The organism is Pseudomonas sp. OTU5201 (genome assembly GCF_038440135.1).
GTDB classification, from domain to species: domain Bacteria; phylum Pseudomonadota; class Gammaproteobacteria; order Pseudomonadales; family Pseudomonadaceae; genus Metapseudomonas; species Metapseudomonas resinovorans.
This window is the reverse complement of sequence record NZ_JASATC010000047.1, coordinates 15869-40950: the sequence shown is the minus strand read 5'-3', so window position 1 is coordinate 40950 and position 25082 is coordinate 15869. Positions and strand designations below refer to the sequence as shown.

Here is a 25082-nt window from a genome sequence, read left to right as displayed (position 1 = left end):
CTCTCCCTTCAAACCGCCTCGCTCAATGAACCGGTTAGAGTAGGAGTGCCCAGTTTTTCCGCCGAAGCATCCCGCACTCGAGTCAAAGCCCGATCAACGGTTGGCCGCTTCCCATGCGTCCAGCGCATGAGATCAACTCGGGACGTTGACGATATCCGCTTTGGGTCGGTTAGCGCCCTTGGACCTAGTTGACCATCTTTGTCCTCCATGTGAGGGAGGACAAGGGTGGCTGGCCATACCAACGGTCGCTAACCGGCCAGAAGCAGCCAGTCGCAAGGGGCTGATTTCCCCCAAACAATGGCTGAGAATGTCGACCGGAGCGGGAATGGTCCAGACTTTGTGGAGAGTGTCTCCTCAATTAGGATCCTCAGTGAACCAGATCGCGGCGGTGTCCATCTCGGTGTTCCATCAAGGGGCAAAATTGGCGAGACTCTAACAGGTACCGACAGGAAAAAGGGATCAGGATGTCCTACGTTAAGAATGCGAATCTCACTTGGGATAAAGTGAAAGACTCCGATCTCGTTTTGATCCTTTCGCCCTACATTACGGGCCCGCTCGCGCAGCAGATCCTTGAGCAGAATCAGAGCGGACAGATCTACACTCGCTTCGAACTGGAACTCTTTGCCTCTGGAGCTTCAGACCTGAGAGCGATAAAGCGACTGGTTGAAGCGGGACACGAGGTCCTGCACCTTCCTGACCTTCATGCCAAAGTCATTATTGCTCGGGGGCAAATCGCCACCGTCGGCAGTCAAAATCTGACAAGGAAAGGGTTAAAGAACCTTGAATTGAGCCATGTAACTCGCGACCTGCAACAGGTCGACGATGTCCGTCAGAAGGTGAAGCCTTGGCTTTTCCAGGCAAGCAGAGTGTCCCTTGAAATGATCGAGGCCATGAGCGACCTGCTTCCCGACCTACAGGATCTATACAGCCGTTTTTCGGAAGCCTGCAAACCTGCTCAGCACATGGTTAACGGGCATCTCGTAGGGAAAAACAAGCTGGTAGAGAAAACACGCACAGAAATCGTAAACGCCATCAAATCAGCGCCCCTTGCCTTGGACGTTACGATCGCTACCGTTACTTATCTGCCAAGGTCGAGAAAGTACACACTGAAGGTCGATTCGAAGCCCTTCACCTCCTGGAGCTTTAATGGTCGGGATCTGTTCACGTTGACGCGTTTCTATCGTTATCTCTGCGTTCTTGATACTGGTCGCATTGGCTGGGCACGAGTTGTCGCTCAGCGAATCTCGATAATCGGCACTAGGCTCGGGTTTGATGCTGGACTCATTCAAGGCCAGGCAGAGTGGGAAGTTTCTATTGAGTCGGACGGCAATTTACCTGAGGGATGCCCAGGCGAGGCGAATCTCCTTGCTCATGTGTCGATGGGCGGTACCGAGCTATTCTGGGTGCCACTGAAATTCACGTTAACAGACTGCCACGCGTTCGCTGCCAAACGCCCTCTTAACGATAGCGGCACAGGTGTACTAGGGAGGCAGGCTAGATCCTGGTTCATCAACAACAAAGATAGGTTTGTTCAATGCGTTCTCAAAGGGATTACCGAACCTTTCCAGTATAAGGCGAACTTGACCGGCCTCAGAGCTGAGAATTTCTTCGGCCCCGAACGCACAACTTATGAGATCCGGCTAGCCCGCGTAGGTGGCCATCCGGTGCTTTTTGCAAGCTCGCCCAATCTTTAAAGAACTACCGTTTGATCAACCGGGTCTCGACGCCGAAAGCTCGGCTTACCGCAAGACTGCGGAGTTTCGTCTGACATGACTACGCAATCGCGCTAGTCCTGGCCAGCGCTTGCACTCGACCTGACCACCGCCCCACCAGTCGTAATCGGCCGGTAACTGCCGTTCGCGAGTAGCCGCTATAGGGCGGCTCCAGCCGGTCATGAGTGACTGCGATCGGCCAAATGCGGCCTTTCGGAGCTATCTACCGCTCCTCGGTACAAGACTCTGTGCCCCTTTCCGCTACAGGGTTTCGCAGGTAGTTCCCACATCCAGTTGCCACCCCGGCCCCTTGGGAACTCCGCAGGGCTGAAGCAAAAGCGCCCAATTTAGCCAACAGGCGTGGCGGGGGGACAACTGCGCGCCGGCTAGCCTAATGGCTGGCAAGGTGATATTAGATTCAGCATCTAGAACCAAGGGAGATAACAGATGCCGTTACCACCGAGCCTGCAGGGAAGCACATGGACGATTGAAACCGCTCGTAGGTTGGTCCCGATCCTAGTCTGGTGTGCACAGAACCACCGCACCATCACCTACAAGGAGTTGGATCAAGAGATAGTCCGGCGAGGCTGGATGAACTACAACGTTCACGCCGCTGCATATGGCAATGCTGCGGGCACCCTTGGAAACGCGCTGGCGGAAACGGAAGTAGAACTCGGCCTCGATTTGCCGCCGCTGAACATTCTGGTTGTCAATAAGACCAACCGGCGTCCAGGCAGTGGCTGCGACCCTTATTTCAGGCGCTACACCAAAGGTCGCAGGTTTGAAAACCTGGATTGGACGAAGCAAGGGAACGTCATCCAGGAGGCGACCCAAGACATTTTTAGATGTCGCAATTGGGCCCGTCTATTGGAGCACTATGAGCTGCAGGATTTGCTGCAGCCGGTACTGACGTTGGAGGCTGACGACGAAGTCATTCCTCCTCCAACCAATGGATTCTCGGGAGAAGGCGAATCAGAAGATCATCGTCTGCTGAAGGATTATGTCCTGAACCATCCAGCCATCGTGATCGATGAAAGCATCCGCGGATGGCTCGGAATGGTTGAGGAAGCGCTGCCCTCAGGAGACTGTGTCGACGTCTGCTTCCGCAAGGGTGACTCCATCATTGCGGTCGAAGTGAAGTCCCGCATTTCGAACGATGCCGACCTCTCGCGCGGTATCTATCAATGCGTAAAGTACCGCGCGATTTGCATCGCTTGGCAGCGCGCGCTTCTACAGATTCCTGATGCGCATGCTGTGCTTGTGATCCAGAGAAATCTCCCCGCTCAACTCGCTGAGCTGGCAGAACGCCTTTCGGTCGACGTAAGGGTTGTGCCCGAGACTGAAACGCGGCGCCACGCCAAGAAGCTGGGCATAGCCAACGCTTGAGTCATCTGCGAAAAGACAATTTTATTTTTTCTTCTATAAAGCTGACTCGTGGGGTGGGAGTACAGAAAATAGATCTGTCCCTTTTTTGCACGTTCGCTAGACGTCCAAAAGCTACGCTTTTGGCCGCCCGCTAGCTTAATCGTTAGACCTATCTAAGGACGCCTCATGCCAAGCAAGGAACTTCTCATTGCGCATCTTAAAGAGCTAATCTCCATTGCTGAGCGTAGCGATAGTGATCAAGATGCTCTACGAAGAATTCGCAGGGAGGGATTCTTTTACCCTTTTTGGGATGAAAAATTTGAATACCGCCTTCATTGTTTAAACCAGAAAGTCGATGCCCTCTTGGAGCGCGCCATTCCTACATGTCGCATGGCAAGCGAAGAAGGAGACAACTTTGTTCAACTAATGACTGGAGTTGGCACAGCTGCCAGAGCAGAAGCTATTGACTATATGCGTAACGGCTTTTCTGGAGCGAAACAACTTGTCATCTGCGATCCATATTTCCTTCTGTCAAACAATAAGAATTCAAAATCAGCCTATTTGGCTGGGGTTGATGACGTCATTCCCAATACCGTCAAAGCCATAGAGCTATATGTAAAACCAAGAAAGCGTGACGCTGAAGTTGCCGATGGATTCACCAAGCTTTGCCAGGATCGCGGCATAAAGCTTACCTGCCGAAAAACAGATGAACTCCACGATCGAGTATGGATTGTCGATTCGATACGCGCATTTGTTGTTGGCGCATCTTTTAATGGGCTAGGCAATAAATGTGCTTTCATTCTGGAACTACCTGAGGAGGATCGACGAAACTTTATTAGAGAGGTTGGTTTGCTTCGGGAGCGCACGACACGCTCCAAGTCGGCCTAACCAATCATTCAACCGGACCTTACGCATAAAGCCGCGCAAGGCCGTTGAGTTCAAGCATTAGCGACCGATTTTGGCCGATTGATACCGCTCACGGACGGCGGCTTTCAGCTATAAATCGTCACTCAGAGCAAAAGTCAACTTACGAATTCATTAGCTATGGATCTTTTTAATGGTGTGCCACCCGTTGATGCTTTAAGTATTTTACAAAACATAACTAACGAAGATTTTCAGAAGAGCACAAAGTCGCAGGGGTTATCAAGGGCGCGAGCAGGGTTACTGCTCGAAATAATAAGACGCAAAAGGAAAGTTAATTTCTATCTCGGAGTGGACATACAGCGATATGCTTTGAAGTTCTTGCTTCCGGATTTCTATGCAGATCTATCCTTGGGTAATCACATCTATTCAACCTCTGAGCTTTATGACTATGACCCTCCTAAAAATGGTCAAAATGCTATTAAACACGGGCTAAGCTTCAGGGAAGTTGTGAGCTACTCGTCCCAGTTCGGAACCTTGCTAGTTCCATGCCCAGATAATAATAATGGGACAAGGTGTGTGATATTTTCAGATCTGGATGCTGGAATCGATGGAGAGAATTTAGAACTTCCTATTTCGGGCATGGCTGGAAAAATATATACCATGTCTGTTGCCCAGCAAGGCTCAGGGAAGTTTAGATTTATTTCCTCCAGAATGTTGAGCCAAAACAGCTACAAGGAAATTATGAGACGTGCCTTCAAGAACATATATCAAGATGACCCTGTCGCAAAGGATGCCTTTGTAAAGCGCTGCATTGAAATAGTTGAGCAGCAATTATTTAAATGAAGTAAATCACCACTGGCTCACTTGATACTTCGAAAGGCCGCTCCTGGCCGATCTCTGCCTGTCGTGAAAGGCCGGGTTCGACCCGTAACGGACCATCTCCAAGCAACTCGGTTAGGTCTCGGCGTGGCCCTTGATCTTTTCCAGGGCCTCAGTGATGTGCTTAGGATACTCACCGCTGAAGTACTCGAAGGTAAGCGGATTGGCTATATAGAAGTGGCAGCAGAACTCGACCCAGTCTTTTGTTCTCAGCGGTCCATTGATCTTGAAGACCTTGCTCGACCGGGCCTTGATGTGAGCAGCGTTCTTCATTGTCATGTTGAAGTCGGAGTCCCGCCTCTGGACGTACTCCTCCTCCGTGAAAAGCTGGATCGCGCCGTCGAAGTGCCTAAAACAGTTGGTCGCGAGGTCGAATTCGGCGTGCAGGTAGCGGGCGGGGAAATACTGCTGCCCATCAACCTTAATCCGAATGTCCTCCGTCTTCATTTCGAGGGCCTGGAACGACTTAATGCCATTCGATTCGCTCCACTTGATGTCTAGACAGTACGCGTTGGCGAAGAAGATGGAGACATGCCGAGCTTCGAGATCCATGGGGGGGCGCAGCTTGACGATTCCAGGCTTGATTCTTCCTATGTCCTCGTCGAAGGGCGCACCGTACCAAGTGTCGGCCTCGAAATAGCCCAACCCGCCGACGTCGATCCGGACCCGGTCTTCGTCGAGGGCAATGTACTTTTCTATGCCAGGGCCGTCGAACCGCCAGAATAGGTCTATAAACCTCGGGGCCCAGTTGTTGACTGGATGCATTCCACGCCGGTAACAGGGGTGGGCCATCAAAATATAGTCGGGCCCGGCAAAGCATCCTTCGTAATGGAGGCTGGGAGCGAATCGGCTCGCGATCTGGTTGAACGGCAGCACTCCGTCGCGCTCGGCCCTTATTGGTCCCAATAGCGCCCTTGCGATGCCCGGCGCCTTGGCAACGATGCCGATTGTCTGGATGTACTCGAATGAGTTCGCGCCGAGGATCACGCCTTTGGATGCAGCCAGAGCGGTGAACTTCGCAATCAGGTCAGTTGCTGCGGCAAGCTGTTCGCGGGACTGTTTCTCCATGTCCGCTAAATAGCGAGCCATCATCTTGTCGTATTCTTGGTCAGCCATCACGGTATTCCGAGCAGGCGATAGAGCCTCGCCAATATACATGCGCAATCCTTACGACTGGACGATTGCCCCCATAGAACGTGCTTGAAAGCGTGGCGCCCTCTGTCGGAAATGACGGATTTTGGCCGGCCTCTGCCAGTAGTGACGGGTTGAACCAGCAAGCGGCGAGGGCAGGGGATTCGCAGTTCTCGATTTCGGCTTTGACCTTAGCTGAGCAGGTGAAAGCCGGGCGAACATTTCGATCCTGTAGTCTGAGTGTGGGGGTGGTAACTGCCCCTGGAATGCGCTGAAGCGGGTCAGGGGTTCTGGGAACTTGGAAGGCCTGCCACTTGCCCGCGCTGGCCGGAATCTGGGCAAAAAGAAACCCCCTGGTGCGCAGTACGGGAATTTCCCGCCCGAGGCGTGGGGGTTATGGTCTGACGCGATGCTATTTGGGAAGAGGCTAGCCGTCAATCTACAGTGCACCAAAGCTTGTCCACTAGCGGCTCACCACGTTGAGGCGGGGGAGTTCCGTGTGACTACGAGGCGAGCCACGAGATTGTTCTGTAGGCCTACCGCCCAGGCTCCAGGTGTTCCTCAGAGGCGTCAAACCCCAACATTTTCAATTCTTGAACCAGTTTCGACTGCAGCTCACCCGCACCCACCAGGTCTTTGAGCATGTACGTGGCTGCCACCAAGGTTACAGGATGCACCCCGAGCAGCTCACTGAGCTCTTCGAGCTTTTCCAGGGTCGGGGATTTGAGCCCTCGCTCAAGCTGACTGATGTAGGTGCGGCTGCTTACCGGAGAAAAATCTTCTTGGGTTCGTCTTGCGACGTGTCTCGAGCGCTTGAGGGCCTGGCCGAAGGCCATATTCAGTTCCATTTGCGGTACCTGCAAAAGGAACTATAAAGCGATGGCGAACACTATAATGCTACAAACTATAGTGTTCATTTTGCCGAGGTAAGCCAGAATGTTCCTCACGTTTGAGCATGCGGAAGTCCCTGTAGGCGCTCTTCTGCGAGGAGGCCATTCGTGGCGGTACGTTGAGTATCTTGGCCGCTATCCCTATTTCCATGTCTCCGCACTGGACCTGGACGAAGAGGGCGCTCGCACAACGACCTTGCTCATCTACACGGTGCCAGATCTAGTGGATCTGGCCGCTGCGAAAGCCAACGGCTGGAAGATTCAGCAGGTCCAACTGGTGAGTCCAGGACATATGAACGGCACTGGTGAATGGCGGATGGAGAAATTGAAGGCAGTTGAGGGCATAGAACTGGCTCGAGGGACCAGTTACGCCTATGTGCTTAAATCCGGAACGACCTATTTCGACCATGAAGCATCGAAGAACCTGCCACGGCAAGACTGGCGATTGGTCTTCAGCGCCGATGCTGAAAGTTGATGTCGCCTTCCCCGGCACCTCGCCGGTGACGGGAACCAGAGGACAGCCGCATGACCATACCTCTTGAACGCACCCGAGCAGTAATCCAGGCGCGCGAGTTTCTGGAGCGTCTTGAACGAGATCCTTCACAGAGCAAGGAGATGCGGACGTTAGCCACACAGTTGCTCCGCCACTATCCAAGCAAAGGCGAGGTACTCCTACAGGGCCACATTCAGGAATCACTGGGTGCGAGATACGGCTACAACCCTTTCTTCAGTTCGAGTATTGAGTAACGGGCCTGTACGGACATGAGGCCGAATATGACTAGGTCCAGGCTCAGGCTTACATCGGCTTGTTGAGAGTCCTCAGACCGTTTCCGTGGACGCTTTCCAACGCGCGTACAAACGATCAGCTACCTCACAAGCCGCATGCCGCATGCCGCGACACTGGCGCTTTGCATCACTCAGAATGGGCCTGCGACGGTGGTGGTTCAGTCTAACGATTAGCATCAAAGAACGCAGGATTCGATTGTGCTGCTGAAGTTCCTCGGGGGCTTCGAGTCCGACCGGTTGCTCATCAGCGACACACTACTGAAGCGGGTAGCAGGGCGCACATTTCCCATTGGAGGCCCGGACCTGTAAACGCTTCCAACTCGCCCCCAGCTCTCCGCAACGCCGCATGGTGCGTCGGAGGGCTAGTCCCGCTCATGAAGTCCAGAGCGGCCGGCCGGCGACTAAATCGCCGACCGCCACTCTATTGCATCTCTCAGCCCATCGCACCTCAACGAGTCGTCACCCAAACAGGCTAGAGCTCAGGCTTTCTTTAGCTCAAATCCCTTGTTTAGCTGTGCAGCTAAACAAGGGATTTGAGCTAAAGATTAGGCCATAAGGCTAGTTTTGCTGACGGGCTAATCCATTCAATATGACCCGAACTGCCATGGCACTTTCCTCTAGAGCACACCAGAGCAACCGGGTGTGGGGCAGGGGCCGATGTGGGTATGAGGGTGGCAGTTTTCGTTGATGCAAGGCACAGCTCGCCACCCTTTCTTCTTCACATTTCCAAATCTTTGGAAACGGCGCTGGCATGGGCCTTTCGGCAGGTGAAGCCAGCAAAGGCCTTCACATCTGTTTGCACAATTTCAGCCCCGATCTGAAGCTGATTAATCGCTGGCTGGACACAGCCGTGAGCAGTTCGGCGTGGTCATCGAGCGGTCCGCGCGTGGGCTGCATGACACGGCGTACTTAAACCTCCCAAGGAAAGGAGGAGGCAATGGCGGTTATAGATGCGATCAAAGCTGGTTAGGGGAGGGGAACGCACATCTTCCAATGGAACTCAGCGGTAGCCGATAACCTACTGACGTCATCTAACCTTTGTGGCATTCCTATTGTTTTGTCGTCACGTGAGGAAGTGAAATGTTGTCATTTGACCAGCTTCGGCCGACCACCCTGGACGTGATCAAGCGTCTTGCTAAGTCAATCAAGAAAGCTAAAGGGATTCCGTACACGCAGGCACTGAATGAGGCAGCTAATCCAGCGGGGTACTCGAGCTATGAGGACGCCCAGTCTGCTATTGCCTTGAGCACCGAACCAAGATCTGCCGAAGATTCCGTCTAGGGTTCTGTAGCGGACTCACATGCAGGAACACGTTGAAAATCAACACCATATTTAACATAAGGGGTGTTATGCGAAGTTATGGATTAGGCGAAAAAACAAGGAGGGGCGACGCGAAAATCTGATTTTTCTATATCAGGAGCAACTATAGAAGTTGATGTAGCGCGCTGAGAAAAAGTGAATACTCTGAATGGAAGCATGAATTACAAATTTTGGCAACCGCCCGTGTTTGGCAAATAAATCCCTAGCACTAGCCTAGCCCAGATTATTCCGAGGTTTCCTAGTGAGAAGCTTGATGAAATGCGAGCTGTCTCAGACAGAAATTCAAGCAGCATGCGTAACACGACAAACGTCCGCCAACTGGAGCCGACAAGCTAACACTAGAGCTCCTGGTGGAGTGGCTCGGGGCTTTACCCAGGTTTCGTAGCGCGCCGTGGCGATAACCAGCTGTTCAGACAGCATGCGCAAACGCGACGATCATCCGCTCGCTGAAGCCAGCAAGCTAACCCTAGAGCTCCTAGCAGAGTTGCTCGGCGCTTTACCCAGGCTTCGTAGCGCGCAAAGCGATATTCACTTCTATGGCCGAGCAGGCCTTGATCGTGAGGTTAAGGCGCATAGTGAGCTGTGCAGTTAGCCTGTTGTGAACCACTATCCGTAAATCATCCTGTACGCAGTAGCGGGCGCAGCGAACGGTGGACGGCAAAGGAAACGCTCAAGATTTTCGTAGCAGCTGTACTATGCAGAGGACGGACTCGGGTCAGTACCATTGAAGAAGAGCCAGTCTCGTTTTTTAAAAACGGGACTGAGAAAGGTAAGGGCTCACAACGGCAAAATCACACGTAAGCCTTTGAAATTTAAGAGTCCCGTTTTCAAAAAACGAAAGTCCCGTTTTTAAAAAACGCCGTCAAAAATGTTGGCGAGATCGACACAGCTGTGAGGATCCAAAAGTACGCATAATCTATATTATGTTAAATGCGATATCGAGGTGACTGCCGGTTGGCCTGCTCCATCTCTTGAGATTCTGCCTAATGGCACCGAGTAGCCTGGCGTGGTGAGCACCGACGCTGTCTACTTCCAAGGTTAAAGAACTGCCCGCCCGCGAGCTTGTCGCGGGCGGACAGTCCAGGTGACGAGGGTTGTCCCTTGCCTGTGACGGACAAGATGAAGTCGCAGCATCAACCCGAGCGAACCTCGATGCGCCTGCCACGCGCGCGCTCTTCCTTGGGCAGTTCGATACGCAGCACGCCGTTGCTGCATTTGGCCCTGGCCTTTTCGGCAATCACTGGCGCCGGCAGCCGAAAGCTGCGGCGGAAATGGCCAAAGGTGCACTGGCGGACCCGGTAGCGCCCATCGCCCTGTTCCTGCTCGAGGCGCTTTTCTCCGCGGATGAACAGCACATCGCCGCGTACCTCCAGGTCCAGATCTTCCTTCACCATGCCTGGCACCTCGAGGCGGACGACAATCTGCTCGCCATCCTCGTAAAGATCGCCGGCCAGCAATCCCCAATTCGAGGCAAGTGCCGGTGGCGAGGCGGCATCCTCCAGCGAATGCCTGCTACGGTTGACCGGCGTGAAACGCGTCAGGGACTCGCTGGCACGCTCGCGAAGCTGGCGCCAGCCCTCCCCCAGCGAATGCCAGGTCTCTTCCAGGCCATGCTTGAGTTCAGCTAGTTTGTCCATGGGGTCGACCTCCGTAGGCTCAAGGCCCTACTCGCCCTTCACAACGATCTTGCGCGGCTGCGCATGCGCATGCTTGGGAACGCGCACGCTCAGCACGCCGTCCCGTAGCTCAGCGTCGATCCGCGTCGTGTCCAGCTCGGAGCTCAAGGTGAAGGCTCGCCGGAACCGCGACAGCTGGACCTCGGCATAGACGGCCTCCAACTGTTCGGACATCGCCGGCATGATCTCCCCTTCCAGCAAGAGCGTGTCACCCTCCACGTTGACCACGAGACGCTCCCTGGGCACGCCCGGAAGATCCGCAAACACCTGGATTCCGTCGTCATCTTCGAAGACGTCGACACGCGGCAGCAGTGTTTGGATTTCAGTCTCGCCGCGCCCGACCGCTTGCTTGTCGTTCATGGTGATTCCTCCTTCAAACCGATGCTGTTACTGAATGGCTATGCGCCTGGGTTGAGCCGCCTCCCGCCGTGGTAGCGAGATGCGAAGAACGCCGTCGCAATAGCGCGCCTCGACCTTGTCGGTATCGACTTCATCGTTGAGGCTCACGGTGCGCTTGAAGCGCCCGGCGTAACGCTCGTTGGCGTACACGGAGCAGTTGCCCTCCTCCGCGCTCCGCACTGGCCGGCGCTCGCCGGCTATCGATAGCAGCCCTCGATGGATCTGCAGATCCAGGCTGCTCGGGTCGACACCGGGCACGAAGGCATAGACCTCCATGCTGGACGGCGTGCTGCCCACATTGATCGCAGGGAATGCACCGCTGGCCAGCGCGCGAATGCTGCCTGGACGCGCAAGACCTGGTCCCAGGACTTGTTGCAGTTCGCGCTGCAGCCGCTCGAACTCGGCAATAGGATCGCTCGACAGATTAAGAAGGGACTCGTACATGACAAACCTCCTCCCGGCTGACGGACATGATCTTGGGCAGGAGACTCGAAGCTCCCGGCTCCAGTCCCTGTCGACGGGAAATATGTAAGCGATTTCGAGGGTTTCAAGTCCTGGCTTAAACGAATGTGGAATTAGATATTCCCATCCTTTTGCACGTTGAATCTTTGCCCTGTCCCCACTGGATGCCTCAAAGAGTTTTCCGCTTCGGGCTCAACCCAAAAAGCAGGCCGAGCGATTGAGTTCCTAATCACTCGGGCTTTGCCGGTGGAGAGCAGCGCAATTTCTCCGTCGTGATCCTTCGTCTGGAACAACGGCAGGTTATGCCTCAATCCACCATGAGCCGCCCCTCTCCTTTGGAGTGGGGTGCAAACAGGTCAGGTATCACGCCAGGACAACAACGGCCCCAGATCGTCTGAGGCTACTTGGCGCTAATCGCCATAGCGATTCATTTTAAAAATGGCGACACACGGCCCTAACTTTCTTTTGCCACTGCTGGTCAGAGTTTCATCACCGGCTGTTCATCGATTGCAGGGTTCTTTGCCAGGTTCGAACCAAGGGTTCGGAAGCGGCAAGCAAGACACTATATGAACCGCAGTTCGAGACAGGTCTGTACGGGGCATTGTGGACCGCCTCGTCTTGTCGAATGAAAAAACTTCCAGGAAGGATCAGGTACCGACTTTTCGGCCGGGAGCCGCCTTTTGTCATGGGCGCGATTGGCTTCCCGGTAATTTTGCCGAGCACTGTAACTAAGTCGATTCACTTTATCGGTCATGCACTTTATTGGCGCACATGATGAACCTAATGAACTTGACGATTAAGGAGAAAAGAAATGCGTCTGAGCATTTTCGGGCTCGGCTATGTTGGCGCGGTCTGCGCCGGCTGCCTTTCCGCGCGAGGTCATGAAGTTGTCGGCGTGGATATTTCGCCGACCAAGGTCGCGTTGATCAACCAGGGGAAATCCCCGATCGTCGAACCGGGTTTGCAGGAATTGCTGCAACAAGGCATCCAGGCGGGGCTGCTGCGAGGGACTACCGATGTTTCCGAAGCCATCGCCGCCACCGATGTGTCGCTGCTCTGCGTTGGCACGCCAAGCAAGAAGAACGGCGACCTGGCGCTCAACTTCGTCGAAGGCGTCTGCCGCGAGATAGGTTTCGCCCTGCGCGACAAGTCCGAGCGACACACGGTCGTGGTGCGCAGCACGGTGTTGCCGGGTACCGTGAACAATGTGGTGATCCCGATTCTCGAGGACTGCTCCGGCAAGCGAGCGGGGGTGGACTTCGGCGTGGCGGTGAATCCCGAGTTCCTCCGCGAAAGCACCGCGATCCAGGATTACAACTTCCCGCCGATGACGGTGATCGGCGAACTGGACCGGCATTCCGGCGACTTGCTGCAGACTCTCTACGAAGAACTCGACGCTCCTGTCGTGCGCAAGAGCATCGAAGTGGCGGAGATGATCAAGTACAGCTGCAACGTGTGGCATGCGACAAAGGTCACCTTCGCCAACGAGATCGGCAACATCGCCAAGGCCGTCGGCGTCGATGGCCGCGAGGTGATGGACGTGGTCTGCCAGGACCACAAGCTGAACCTGTCCAGGTACTACATGCGCCCCGGTTTCGCCTTCGGCGGCTCCTGCCTGCCCAAGGACGTGCGCGCCCTCTCCTATCGTGCCGGCCAGCTGGATGTGGCAACGCCGCTGATCGGGGCGCTGATGCACAGCAACGAAGCGCAGGTCCTGCACGCCCTCGACATCATCGCCGGGTATGGCAAGCGCAAGGTCGCTCTGCTCGGTCTGTCGTTCAAGGCGGGCACCGATGACCTGCGCGAGAGCCCGCTGGTACAGCTGGCCGAGATGATGATCGGCAAGGGTTACGAACTCAGCATCTACGACCGCAATGTCGAATACGCCCGGGTCCACGGTACCAACAAGGACTACATCGAATCGAAGATCCCCCATGTTTCGTCATTGCTCAACAGCGATTTCGACAGCGTCATCGCGAATGCGGAGATCATCGTCCTCGGCAATGCCGACGAACGCTTCCGGGCTCTCGTCCAGCAAGTGCCGGAAGGCAAGCATGTGGTCGACCTGGTTGGCTTCATGGCGCAGCGTAGCGACGACTGCCGCGAGGGCATCTGCTGGTGAGCGACTGAAACCGGTTGGCGATGGCTTGGCCTGAGCGAGCAAGCCATTCGCCCTGTGCGAAACAGATCACGGACGCAGACGATGGAGAGGTTCACGCAGGGTTTCATCAATATCGCCGGGTGGTTGTTCTACCTCAGCTTGCTGATGGTTCTCGCCCTGGCAATGCCGCAGACGCTTTTCGACCCCACGTCCCAGGACTTTCTCCTGCTGCTCGGTGTGGTCGGCATCTGGCGCTATTCCATGGGCCTCACCCACTTCCTCCGCGGCCTGCTGTTCCTCTACGTCGTCTTCCCGCGCTACCGGCGCCAGGCGCGCCAGCCCTTCGAGTCGGCCGCCCTCCCCCATGTGTGCCTGCTGGTCACCAGCTTCCGCATCGATGCGCTGACCACCGCGATGGTCTACCGCTCGGTGATCGAGGAAGCCATCGCCTGCGGCCACCCCGCCAGCGTTGTCTGTTCCATAGTGGAGCTGTCGGACGAGTCGCTGGTGAAGCGTATGTGGGCGAGGTACGACCCGCCGGCACGGGTCAAGCTGCACTTCGTGCGTATCGCCGGCACCGGCAAGCGCGACGGCCTGGCCAATGGTTTTCGCGCCATCTCCCGGCATCTGCCGACGTCCGATGCGGTCGTCGTGGTGGTCGACGGAGACAGCATCCTCGAGCCGGGCATCATTGGCAGGACCGTGCCCTACTTCCGGCTGTTCCCCAAGCTCGGCGGGCTGACCACCAACGAATTCTGCCAAGTGCGCGGCGGCTACCTCATGCGCGAATGGCACAGGCTACGTTTCGCCCAGCGCCACCTCAATATGTGCTCGATGGCGCTCGGCAAGCGGGTGCTGACCATGACTGGGCGCCTGTCGATGTTCCGCGCCCAGGTGGCGACCGACCCCCGGTTCATCGCCGACGTCGAGAACGACTATCTCGACCACTGGCGGCTCGGCCGTTTCCCGTTCCTCACCGGTGACGACAAGTCCAGCTGGTACAGCCTGATGCGTCTCGGCTACGACACCTTCTACGTGCCCGATGCGGCGATCGACACCATTGAGCATCCGCCGGAGAAAAGCTTCTTCAAGGCCAGTCGCAAGCTGATGTTCCGCTGGTACGGCAACAACCTGCGGCAGAACTCGCGGGCGATGAAGCTCGGCCCGGGGCGCCTCGGCTGGTTCACCAGCCTGGTGCTGTTCGACCAGCGCGTGTCGATGTGGACCTGCCTGCTCGGCCTGGCCGTGGCCATCATCGCCAGTCTCAAGTACAGCATCGCCTACCTGCTGATCTACCTGCTGTGGATCGGCTTCACCCGACTGATCCTGACCCTGTTGCTGACGGTCACCGGTCATCCCGTCGGCCCGGCTTATCCGCTGCTTCTTTATTACAACCAGATAGTCGGCGCGCTGGTGAAGATCCATGTCTTCTTCCGCCTCGACCAGCAGTCCTGGACCCGCCAGAACACCAGGCTCAACCGCAACCTCGGCGGTTTCCAGCGCTGGTTCAATGTCTGGTCCTCACGTTCGATGACCTTTTCCGCCGCCAGCCTGTTCATCGCCACGCTGTTGCTGGTCGTGTGAGCCACGCCAATGGAATCGAGTAGGAACGCCGCCATGAACACCGCCGTTAATGTCGTGCATGAATCGGAAATCCAGCGCCAGCATACCCGGGTGCGGATTCCGGCCAGGATCCGTTTCGCCGGAAAGCATCACCAAGTGGTCGAGCACAGCCTCCAGGAACTTTCCGCCGGCGGCTTCAGCTACCTGGCAGGCAAGCACCCGGTCGAGGTCGGTGACTACCACAAGGGTGAGCTGACCTTCGCCATCGACGACCTGGCGCTGGTCATGCGCGTCGAGTTCCAGGTGCGCTCCTTCGATCCGGCCAGCAACCGCGTCGGCTGCCAGTTCCACAACCTCAAGCCGCGCGACATCATCGCCCTGCGCCACCTGATCACCGCACACCTCTCCGGTGAACTGGTCGGCGTCGGCGAGCTACTCAACACCCTGCAGCGGGATAACTTCGGCGCACCGCGCAAGAACAAGGGGCACTCCGGGCTGGGATGGTTCGGCCGCCTGCGGGCAATGGTCCTCAGTCTCGCCGTGCTGGTCGTCGGTACGGCGGCGTTCTTCTTCATCGTCTCGGCGCTGTACGACCTGTACTTCGTCACCCACGCCCAGTCCGCACTGGTCACTGTCCCCAGCATGGAAGTGACCATGCCGCGCGAAGGTACGGTGCAAAGCCTGATCCGCGAAGACGGGGTCGTGACCAAGGGTGCGCCGATCGCCACTTTCAAGACCTCGATGATGGATATGTTCAAGGGCCAACTGGCCGACAGCCAGATCAAGCCCGAACGTCTCGAGGAGTTGTTGGGCCGGCAGATGAGTGGGACGGTCACCAGCCCGTGCGACTGCACCCTGCTCCGCCAGCTGGTGGCCGACGGGCAATTCGCGAGCAAGGGCGACGTGATCTTCCAGCTCGCCCAGAAAGGAAGCGAGGCCAGCATCGATGCGAGTTTTCCCTATGCCAAGTTCAGGGCGGTCCCACCGGGAAGCCAGGTCAGCTTCGTAGTCGCCGGTGAAGAACAGGCGCGCAGCGGCACCATCGTCAGCAGCACCCTGAACTCTGCCACCCTCAACGACCTGTCCACCGACATCCGTGTCCAGATCAAACCCGACCAGCCGCTGGATAATGCCCTCGCCGGCCGGCCGGTGGAAGTCAGCGTCAGCCGGGGGCCATCGTTTGCCGGGCTGATCGACAAGTTCTACTAGGCGCTTGGCTCATTGGAGGATCTGCTCGTGGCTGACATACGATTACGCCCTCTCCTGTTCCTCGGCGCATTGAGCCTGGCCGGCTGCACGGGCCTGCCCGATCAGCGCCTGGCCCAGGAAGCCATGGCCCGCGGCGACACCGCCACGGCCGAACGGAACTACCGCCAGCTCGCCGACCTAGGTTACGCCGACGCCCAGGTGGGCCTCGCGGACATCCAGCTGGAAACCGGCGACGCGGAACAGCGGCGCCAGGCCGAGGCGACCTACCGCAAGGCCGCCGCCACTTCGCCGCGTGCGTCCGCGCGCCTGGGGCGGCTGCTGGCCAGCAAACCGGGCGCCAGTGTGGCCGAGCAGCGCGAAGCCGAGACGCTGCTCAGAGATGCCATGGCCGCCGGCGAACAGAACACGGTGCTGCCGCTGACCCTGCTCTACGTGCAACACCCGCAGACCTTCCCCACGGTCAATGCGCAGCAACAGGTCAGCCAGTGGCGTGCCGAGGGCCAGCCCCAGGCGGAACTGGCGCAAGTGCTGCTGTACCGGGCCCAGGGCACCTACGACCAGCATCTCGACGAGATCGAACGCATCTGCAAGGCGGCCCTCACGGTACAGGATGCCTGCTACGTCGAGCTGGCCACGGTTTACCAGAAGCGCGGGCAGCGCGAACACCAGCAAGCCCTCATCGCCCAGCTGCAGAACGCCTACCAGAACGGCCGGGTACCACCCCAACGGGTCGATTCGGTGGCCCAGGTGCTGGCCGACCCGACGCTCGGCACGCCTGATATCGAGACCGCAACCGCTTTGCTGGAACCGATAGCGCCGAGCTACCCGGCGGCCTGGGTGAGCCTCGCCCGCCTGCTCTACGACGACCCGGCCCCGGGCAATACCGAGCAGATGCTGGAATACCTGCAACGCGCCCGCGATGCCGGCGAACCGCGCGCAGAGCTGCTGCTGGGCAAGCTCTACTACGAAGGCAAGGTGGTACCGCAGGACCCGGCCAAGGCCGAGGAACACCTGCTCAAGGCCGCGGCTACCGAGCCGAGTGCCAACTATTACCTGGGGCAGATCTATCGCCGCGGCTACCTCGGCGAGGTCGACCCGGACGAGGCTCTCGACCGCCTGCTCAGTGCCGCCCGCAGCGGCCACGCCAGCGCCGATTTCGCCCTTGCGCAGCTGTTCAGCCAGGGCCGCGGTGTCCAGCCGGACCTGATCAACGCTTATGTCTTCAGCCAACTCGCGGAACAGGCCGGCAAGCCCGAAGCGCCGGCCTTTTCGGCGCAACTGGCGCAGCAGTTGTCGCCGACCCAGCGCGCCGAGGCGCAAAAGCGGCTACAGGAGGAGCGGCAGTTTCGCGGTGATAGCACTATGCTCCGTGCGGCCAGCGGCGAAGTTCTCAGCGTCGAACCGGCCGCCAGCAACACCGCCGACCTTCGTCCCTAACGGTACAGACTATGAATAGACATCAATGGATCCGGGTTTGCCTGACCGTTCCACTACTCTGCGGCGCACCGGTATGGGCCGCGACGACGAACGACAAGCCGTTCGGGCTCGACATCAAGATCACCGCCCAGTCCGAAGACGACCGCGACCTCGGTACCCGCAACGGTGGCGACGTCAGCGGCATCGGTATCGACGTGCGCCCCTGGTTCTACTTGCAGCGCGGAGACTGGAGCGCCTACGCCATGGCCCAGGCGGTGGCGGCCACCGACACCATCGAAACCGACCCCTTGCAATCCCCCGACCTGGAAGAGGGTGCCAGCAGCGACAATGACAACGACCGGCAGGCCGATGACAGCTACCTGGCCATGCGCGAATTCTGGATCGGCTATTCCGGCTTCACCGCTTATCCGGGCGAAGAGCTGCGCTTGGGCCGCCAGCGCCTGCGCAATGACGACAGCTTCTGGCGCGACACCAACATCGAAGCCTTGAACTGGACCTTCGACACCACCCTCCTCCGCGCCCATCTCGGGCTGGCCGAACGCTTCAGCGAGTACCGCACCGATATCGACGAACTGGCGCCGGAGGACGAGGACCGCCAGCACCTCTATGGCGATATCGCCACCCAGTGGACGCCCGGCCACTGGGTCGGTCTCAACCTGCACTACAGCCATGACGACGGCGACCTGCCCAGTCCTGGCGAAGAGGTCGATCAGTTGGACAAGGACACCACCGGCGACCTCACCTGGGTTGGCCTGGGCGCCAACAGCGACGCGTTCAACTGGCGCAACGAGCAACAGCTGAACTACTGGGCGAGCGTGATCTGGCTGAGCGGCGACCGCGACCAGTTGCTCACCACCAGCGGGCCCGGCGGCCAGCCCATTGCCAGCGGCGAGGAAAGCGCCAACGTCAACGCCTGGGGCACCGACCTCGGCCTGCGCTTCAGCTTCGACCCGAGCTGGCGGGCCGGTATCGCCTACGCCCGTGGCAGCGGCGGCGGAGATGACGGCGAGGACAACTTCCAGCAGACCGGCCTGGAGAGCAATCGCAACAACTTCACCGGGACGCGTTCGCGCGTGCACCGCTTCGGCGAAGCCTTCCGCGGCGAGTTGAGCAATCTGCAGGTAGCCACCCTGTTCGGCTCCTGGCAGTTGCGCGATGAATACGATGCGAGCCTGGTCTACCACCGCTTCTGGCGCGTCGACGGCGACCAGCCGCTTGGCGACAGCGGAATCAACGCCGCGCTGACCGAAGACGACAAGGACATCGGCCAGGAGGTCGACCTGGTGCTCACCAAGTACTTCAAGGAGGGTTTGCTGCCGGCCTCCATGAGCCAGGCGATCGACGAACCCTCAGCGCTGGTGCGCTTGCGTGGCGGCCTGTTCTTCTCCGGCGATGCCTATGGCAGTGGCGTCGACTCGACGATGCACCGCGCCATAGTGGACGTGATCTGGCGATTCTGACGCCCATGAGCTGAGGAGGACTGCAAAGATGTACACCCGGTGGCGCGCATGCTGCTCCACGGTGGTCCTGGTGATTGGGGCATTGCTGACCAGCAGTGCACCGGCGGGACAGCCGAGCGCGCCATCGGTGGACACCACTGCCCAGGAGGTTCGCAAGGCGCCGACCTACACCGTTACCAGTGTGCCGGTCGGGCCGCTGAGCCTGGCCGTACCCAAGTTGCCGGACCTGTCGGGCTACACCGCCGCAGCCGTGCAGGCCAGGATCCAACGCGACCAAACCGGCCGGGTGACGCTGCGGCGCATGCTGCAACAGGACACGCTGAAGCAATTCGTCGGTGGCAACAATCGCCTCGCCGAGTGGGTCAGGCGCCAGCGTGGCATGCCGCAGGCGATCTTCATCGAAGGCGGCTACGTCGACCTCGCCACATTGGCGAAGAAGCTGCCCAAGCAGCATTTCAACAACGCCGCCGAGGGCATCTACCTGGCACGGTTGCCGATCGTCGTGGCCCACGGTGCGACCTTGCACATCGACCGCCAGACCCTGCGCCTGTCGCAGGAGCGCGGCGCTTTCCTGATCAACGACGGCAAGCTGTTCGTCACCGACAGCAAGATCATCGGCTGGCGGGAAAAGGACAATGCCGCGGCGACCCTGCGCAAACCCGGGGAATTCCGCCCGTTCGTGCTGTCCTGGGGCGGCACCGAGACCTACATCGTCAACAGTTTCCTCGGTAGCCTCGGCTACAACAGCAACAAGTCCTATGGCATGTCCCTGTCGCAGCACACGCCGGACATCAGCAGACGCCTGCGCCGTGCTGCGCCCACGGGCTGGCTCCTCGATTCCGAGTTCGCCGACCTGTGGTTCGGCTTCTATTGCTACGAAGCCAAGGATGTGGTGCTCAAGGGCAATACCTACCGCGACAGCCAGGTCTACGGAATCGACCCGCACGACCGCTCGCAGGGGCTGGTCATCGCCAACAACACCGTGAGCGGGACCCGCGAGAAGCACGGCATCATCATTTCCCGCGAGGTCGACCACAGCTGGATCTTCAACAACCAGATCCATGACAACCAGCTTTCCGGCATCGTCCTCGACCGAAACAGCCGCAACAACCTGGTGGCCTACAACGAGGTGTACGAGAACCGGGCCGATGGCATCACTCTCTACGAAAGCTCCGACAACCTGCTGTGGGGCAACCGGGTGATCGGCAATGCCCGCCACGGTATCCGCCTGCGCAACAGCGTGGATATCCGCCTGTACGAGAACTTCGTCGTCGGCAATGGTTTGAGCGGCGTATACGGACACACCAGGAAGCTCACCGATAAGCGCCGCAACCTCAAGATCGACCCCTACGACACCAAGGTGTCGATGACCCTGGTCGGCGGTCAGCTGTCCGGCAACGGCAGCACCCCGCTGACAATCGATTCGCCGCTCTCCATCGAGTTGTACCGGGTGGACATGGCGCTGCCGGGGAAATCCTCGGGCATCAGCCTCAGCGGCATCCTGGGCGAGCGCCAGAACGAAATCCTCGATCTGCTGGTGCGCCAGCGCAAGGCCGTGCGAATCGGCCTGGTGGAAAGCCAGGCAGGACTTCAGGACTGAGGTGACCCTATGAACGCAACTCCACTGTTTTACCTGCCGCTGATCCTGATGATGCTTGCCGCCAGTGCCGTGCAGGCTGAAGGCCCGGTCTATCGGGCAACGCCCTGTTGCAGCCTGTGCCCGGCGGCACACAACCCCAACTTGTACACCACCGATTACCAGAAGAACTTCGTCACCCTGGTGCAGGCCCAGGGTGACTGGTTGTTCCGCACCCGCGAGGACCTGCGCACCGAGTTCAAAACCTCTCCGGCCGGCTACCGTCGCTTGCAACGCCTGCACGATGCCTTCCAGAGCAAGGGCATCGAGGTGGTGCTGGTCTATCAACCGACTCGCGGCCTGGTCAATCGCGACAAGCTCAATCCCGCGCAGATGGCCAGCTTCGACTATCAACGGGCGCTGACCAACTACCAGGCCATGCTCGGCCGCTTCCGGCGGATGGGCTTCGCCGTGCCGGACCTTTCACAGTTGGCCGGCGAAAAGGAAGAGCGTGCCTTCTACTTCCGCGGTGACCAGCACTGGACCCCCTATGGCGCGGATCGCACCGCCAGGCTGGTGGCGGACACCATCAAGCAGTTGCCTGCCTACCAGGACATCCCCAAACGCGAATTCGTCAGCAAGGTGGTCGGCCGCATGGGCAAGAGAGGCACCCTGCACAAGGTCGCCGGGCAGCTGTGCAACATCAGCTACGCCCCTGAATACACCGACCAGTTCGTCACCGAACCGAAGGTTGCGAGCGGCAACGACGAGCTCTTCGGCGATACCGGCACCCCGGAGATCGTCCTGATCGGCACCAGCCATAGCGGGCCCAACTACAACTTCGCCGGCTTCCTCGCCGAACACCTGGGCGCCGACGTGTTCAATGCCGCCTTGCCCGGCGGTGGCCTGGAAGAGGCCATGCTGCAATTGCTCGGCAGCCAGGACTTCCTGAACAACCCGCCGAAGATCCTGATCTGGGAATTCTCACCGCTCTACCGCCTGGACCAGGAAACCATCTACCGGCAGATCTTCGCCATGCTCGACAACGGCTGCGTCGGCAAGCCGGCGATACTCTCGGCCAAGACTAAGCTGCGCCCTGGCAGCAATGAGGTGCTGGTCAACGGCCAGGACGGCCTGAAGAACGTACGCAACGGCCAATACCAGGTGGATATCCGCTTCGCCGATACCTCGGTGAAGACCCTGCAAGCCTCCCTCTGGCACCTCAACGGCCGGCGAGAGACGCTGAAGATCGAGAAACCCAGGTCCAGCGAGACCGACGGACGCTTCGCCTTCGAATTGCGCTCGGATTCGGACTGGGCCGACCTGATCCTGCTCTCCCTCGAGCTGCAAGGACCGGCAGCGGGCAGCCAGCCGCTCGAGGTCGAGGTCAAGGTGTGCCAGCGCAACCGTTTCACCGCACCGGCGCAGCAGACGGCCCAGAGCAAGCCATGAGGAGCACATGATGCACGCGCAACGCCTGCTGCCCGGCCTCCTGGCCTGCACCCTGCTCGTCAGCGGCGCCGTGCAGGGCGCCGGACTGGTGCCGCCGCCCGGGTACTACGCCGCGGTCGAACGAGACAGGAAAGGTGACCCGCAGGACTGCACCCTGGCGACGCCGAAGCCCTATACCGACGCCCTGGTCTTCCGCAGCAAGTACGAAGGTTCCGACGGGGCGCGCGCGACCCTCAATCGCGAGGCCGAAGAGGAATTCCGCGCGAAGACCAAGGCCATCAACGATCTCGAACGCGGCGTCAACAAACAGGTGATGCGTTACATGCGCGATGGCCAGCCCCAGAGCCTGCAATGCACCTTGCAGTGGCTCGGTGACTGGGCCCGGGCCAACGCCTTGCTGTCCACCAACTTCAACCACACCGGCAAGTCCATGCGCAAATGGGCCTTGGGCAGCCTGTCCGCCGCCTGGCTGCGGCTGAAGTTCTCAAGGTCGCAACCACTCGAACCCTATGCCCGGCAGAGCCGGCTGATCGAGTCGTGGTTCGTCAAGCTGGCCGAGCAGACGGTCAAGGACTGGAGCGACCTGCCGCTGAAAGAGATCAACAACCACTCCTACTGGGCCGCCTGGTCGGTGATGGCAACCGCCGTGGCGACCGACCGCAGCGACCTCTTCGACTGGTCGGTGGCGCAGTTCCGCGTGGCCGCCGGCCAGGTCGACCGGGACGGCTTCCTGCCCAACGAACTCAAGCGCGAGCAGCGCGCCCTCGCCTACCACAACTACAGCCTGCCGCCCCTGGCGATGATCGCCGCCTTCGCGCAGGCCAACGGCGTCGACTTGCGCGAAGACCACGACGCCGCGCTGCGCCGCCTGGCCGAGCGGGTGCTGCAGGGCCTCGATGACCCGGACGCCTTCGCCGACAAGGCAGGCAAGCGCCAGGCCATGTCCGAGCTCAAGGAAGACGGCAAGTTCGCCTGGCTGGAACCCTACTGCACGCTCTACCGCTGCAGCGCAGAAACGCTGAAGTGGAAGCAGTCGATGCAGCCGTTCAGGAACTTCCGCCTCGGCGGCGACCTGACCCGATTGTTCGATCCCTCGGCAGCGAGGAAGGGCTGAGACAAACAGGGTGTGTACGGCGGACGCATCCGCGGCAAACGAAGAACCTGTATCCGCCCCACACACGGGGCGGCGCAACACCCCCGATCGCGCCTAGAGGCGGCGGGGCGCACGACCTTGCAACACCAGGGGAGAAACGGGTGGGCCGCTTGGCCCTGACAGTTCTTCAATGGAGGAAACGCGGATGGTGTTTTCATCCAACGTGTTCCTGTTTCTGTTCCTGCCGACTTTTCTCGGCTTGTACTACCTGTGCGGGGCACGCTATCGCAACCTGCTGCTGCTGATCGCCAGCTATCTGTTCTACGCCTGGTGGCGGGTCGACTTCCTCGCCCTGTTCGCCGTGGTGACCCTGTGGAACTACTGGATCGGCCTCAAGGTCGGCGCCGCGGGCGTACGCACCCTGTCCGCCAGGCACTGGCTGCTGCTCGGCGTGGCGGCGGACCTGGCCATCCTCGGCTACTTCAAGTACACCAATTTCGGCGTCGACAGCTTCAATGCGCTGATCGCCACGATGGGTATGCAACCCTTCGTGATCAGCCACATCCTGCTGCCGATCGGTATCTCCTTCTACGTCTTCGAGTCGATCAGCTACATCATCGACGTCTACCGCGGCGACACCCCGGCCACCCATCGCCTGATCGACTTCGCCGCCTTCGTGGCGATCTTCCCGCACCTCATCGCCGGCCCGGTGTTGCGTTTCCGCGACCTGGCCGGCCAGTTCCACCACCGCACCCATAACCTCGACAAGTTCGCCGAGGGCTGCACCCGGTTCATGCAGGGATTCATCAAGAAGGTGTTCATCGCCGATACCCTGGCGCCGCTGGTCAGCCATTGCTTCGCCCTGGAAAACCCCAGTGCCGCCGATGCCTGGCTCGGCACTCTGGCCTACACCGCGCAGCTGTACTTCGACTTCTCCGGCTACAGCGACATGGCCATCGGCCTCGGCCTGATGATGGGCTTCCGCTTTCTGGAGAACTTCAAGCAGCCCTATATCAGCCAGTCGATCAGCGAATTCTGGCGGCGATGGCACATCAGCCTGTCGACCTGGCTGCGCGACTACCTCTACGTCAGCCTCGGCGGCAACCGCGGTGGCACCCTCGCCACCTATCGCAACCTGATGCTGACCATGCTGCTCGGCGGCCTGTGGCACGGCGCCAACTTCACCTTCGTGCTCTGGGGCGCCTGGCACGGCCTCTGGCTGGCGATCGAGCGCGCATTTGGCGTCGACGCCGCACCGCAGCGTTTCAACCCCTTGAAGTGGGGCGCCACCTTCCTGGTGGTGATTCTCGGCTGGGTACTGTTCCGCGCGGAGAACCTGCAGGTCGCCGCGCGCATGTACCAGGCGATGTTCAGCTTCGGCGGCTGGCAGCTATCGGAGTTCGGCCAGGCGGGCCTCACCGACCTCCAGGTCGTCACCCTGGTAGTCGCCTATGCCAGTCTCGCGCTCTTTGGTCTGCACGATTTCTATAGCAAGCCGCTCGCCCATGCCGCACCCAAGGTCGCTGCCGAAGAGCCGCCCGGAGAGGCCTTGCCACCTGCCGTCAGCGCCAGCCGAAGCGGCCGCCTGTTGGCCTGGTCCGCCGCGCTGCAGCGCCCACTGCTGCTCCTGCTGTTCTGCGCCTCGGTGCTGAAGCTCTCGGCGCAGAGCTACTCGCCCTTCCTGTACTTCCAGTTCTGAGGCGCGTC

At 59.1% G+C, this 25082-nt stretch carries 20 protein-coding genes; 15 read left to right on the top strand and 5 right to left on the bottom strand.

Annotation, left to right across the window (positions count from 1 at the left end):
- Positions 1-464: 464 nt before the first annotated feature.
- The 4 genes from AAHM40_RS23165 (at position 465) to AAHM40_RS23150 (ending at position 4784) form a co-directional block, all read left to right on the top strand.
- Positions 465-1694, top strand: coding sequence for a phospholipase D-like domain-containing protein (locus AAHM40_RS23165; RefSeq protein ID WP_342246771.1), 1230 nt, complete (start codon positions 465-467; stop codon positions 1692-1694).
- Between the two features lie 609 nt (positions 1695-2303).
- Positions 2304-3098: a hypothetical protein gene (locus AAHM40_RS23160; protein ID WP_342246770.1), complete on the top strand. Its 795-nt coding sequence runs from the start codon at positions 2304-2306 to the stop codon at positions 3096-3098.
- Between the two features lie 165 nt (positions 3099-3263).
- The gene (locus AAHM40_RS23155) at positions 3264-3965 is read left to right on the top strand and encodes a hypothetical protein (protein WP_342246769.1); all 702 of its coding nucleotides are present in this window, start codon (positions 3264-3266) and stop codon (positions 3963-3965) included.
- 156 nt (positions 3966-4121) lie between these two features.
- Positions 4122-4784: a hypothetical protein gene (locus AAHM40_RS23150; protein ID WP_342246768.1), complete on the top strand. Its 663-nt coding sequence runs from the start codon at positions 4122-4124 to the stop codon at positions 4782-4784.
- A 111-nt stretch (positions 4785-4895) separates the two neighbouring features.
- Here AAHM40_RS23150 and AAHM40_RS23145 read toward each other — a convergent pair whose 3' ends face one another.
- Both AAHM40_RS23145 and AAHM40_RS23140 read right to left on the bottom strand, forming a co-directional pair.
- Positions 4896-5936, bottom strand: a complete 1041-nt coding sequence (locus tag AAHM40_RS23145; RefSeq protein ID WP_342246767.1) for a hypothetical protein — start codon at positions 5934-5936, stop codon at positions 4896-4898.
- A gap of 551 nt (positions 5937-6487) precedes the next feature.
- Entirely contained in the window at positions 6488-6799 is a 312-nt protein-coding gene (locus tag AAHM40_RS23140) for a helix-turn-helix domain-containing protein (RefSeq protein ID WP_342246766.1), read from the bottom strand.
- Positions 6800-6887: 88 nt separating this feature from the next.
- Here AAHM40_RS23140 and AAHM40_RS23135 point away from each other — a divergent pair, with 88 nt between their 5' ends.
- Entirely contained in the window at positions 6888-7316 is a 429-nt protein-coding gene (locus AAHM40_RS23135; RefSeq protein WP_342246765.1) for a hypothetical protein, read from the top strand.
- Between the two features lie 50 nt (positions 7317-7366).
- Positions 7367-7588: a BPSL0761 family protein gene (locus AAHM40_RS23130; protein ID WP_342246764.1), complete on the top strand. Its 222-nt coding sequence runs from the start codon at positions 7367-7369 to the stop codon at positions 7586-7588.
- A 2492-nt stretch (positions 7589-10080) separates the two neighbouring features.
- Here the strand turns inward: AAHM40_RS23130 and AAHM40_RS23125 are convergent.
- The 3 genes from AAHM40_RS23125 to AAHM40_RS23115 are packed head-to-tail and all read right to left on the bottom strand — an operon-like array spanning position 10081 to position 11466.
- Complete coding sequence (locus tag AAHM40_RS23125) at positions 10081-10584, bottom strand: Hsp20/alpha crystallin family protein (protein WP_342246763.1); 504 nt, start codon at positions 10582-10584, stop codon at positions 10081-10083.
- Between the two features lie 27 nt (positions 10585-10611).
- On the bottom strand, positions 10612-10983 hold the full coding sequence (locus AAHM40_RS23120; protein ID WP_342246762.1) for an Hsp20/alpha crystallin family protein: 372 nt from the start codon (positions 10981-10983) through the stop codon (positions 10612-10614).
- Between the two features lie 27 nt (positions 10984-11010).
- The gene (locus tag AAHM40_RS23115) at positions 11011-11466 is read right to left on the bottom strand and encodes an Hsp20/alpha crystallin family protein (protein ID WP_342246761.1); all 456 of its coding nucleotides are present in this window, start codon (positions 11464-11466) and stop codon (positions 11011-11013) included.
- Between the two features lie 829 nt (positions 11467-12295).
- On the opposite strand from AAHM40_RS23115, the gene AAHM40_RS23110 reads away from it, so the two are divergent.
- The 9 genes from AAHM40_RS23110 (at position 12296) to AAHM40_RS23070 (ending at position 25074) form a co-directional block, all read left to right on the top strand.
- Entirely contained in the window at positions 12296-13606 is a 1311-nt protein-coding gene (locus AAHM40_RS23110; RefSeq protein ID WP_342246760.1) for a nucleotide sugar dehydrogenase, read from the top strand.
- A gap of 81 nt (positions 13607-13687) precedes the next feature.
- Positions 13688-15169, top strand: a complete 1482-nt coding sequence (locus AAHM40_RS23105) for a glycosyltransferase family 2 protein (RefSeq protein WP_342246759.1) — start codon at positions 13688-13690, stop codon at positions 15167-15169.
- Positions 15170-15202: 33 nt separating this feature from the next.
- Entirely contained in the window at positions 15203-16357 is a 1155-nt protein-coding gene (locus AAHM40_RS23100; RefSeq protein WP_342246758.1) for a PilZ domain-containing protein, read from the top strand.
- 27 nt (positions 16358-16384) lie between these two features.
- Positions 16385-17794 (top strand): alginate biosynthesis TPR repeat lipoprotein AlgK, encoded by a 1410-nt coding sequence (gene algK / locus AAHM40_RS23095; protein ID WP_342246757.1) that lies wholly within the window; start codon positions 16385-16387, stop codon positions 17792-17794.
- 11 nt (positions 17795-17805) lie between these two features.
- Positions 17806-19254, top strand: coding sequence for an alginate export family protein (locus tag AAHM40_RS23090; RefSeq protein WP_342246756.1), 1449 nt, complete (start codon positions 17806-17808; stop codon positions 19252-19254).
- 28 nt (positions 19255-19282) lie between these two features.
- The gene (gene algG / locus AAHM40_RS23085) at positions 19283-20854 is read left to right on the top strand and encodes a mannuronan 5-epimerase AlgG (protein ID WP_342246755.1); all 1572 of its coding nucleotides are present in this window, start codon (positions 19283-19285) and stop codon (positions 20852-20854) included.
- 9 nt (positions 20855-20863) lie between these two features.
- On the top strand, positions 20864-22282 hold the full coding sequence (locus AAHM40_RS23080; protein ID WP_446731611.1) for an alginate O-acetyltransferase: 1419 nt from the start codon (positions 20864-20866) through the stop codon (positions 22280-22282).
- 10 nt (positions 22283-22292) lie between these two features.
- Positions 22293-23396 (top strand): mannuronate-specific alginate lyase, encoded by a 1104-nt coding sequence (locus AAHM40_RS23075; protein ID WP_446731610.1) that lies wholly within the window; start codon positions 22293-22295, stop codon positions 23394-23396.
- 184 nt (positions 23397-23580) lie between these two features.
- On the top strand, positions 23581-25074 hold the full coding sequence (locus AAHM40_RS23070) for an MBOAT family O-acyltransferase (RefSeq protein ID WP_342246753.1): 1494 nt from the start codon (positions 23581-23583) through the stop codon (positions 25072-25074).
- The last annotated feature ends 8 nt before the right edge of the window (positions 25075-25082 follow it).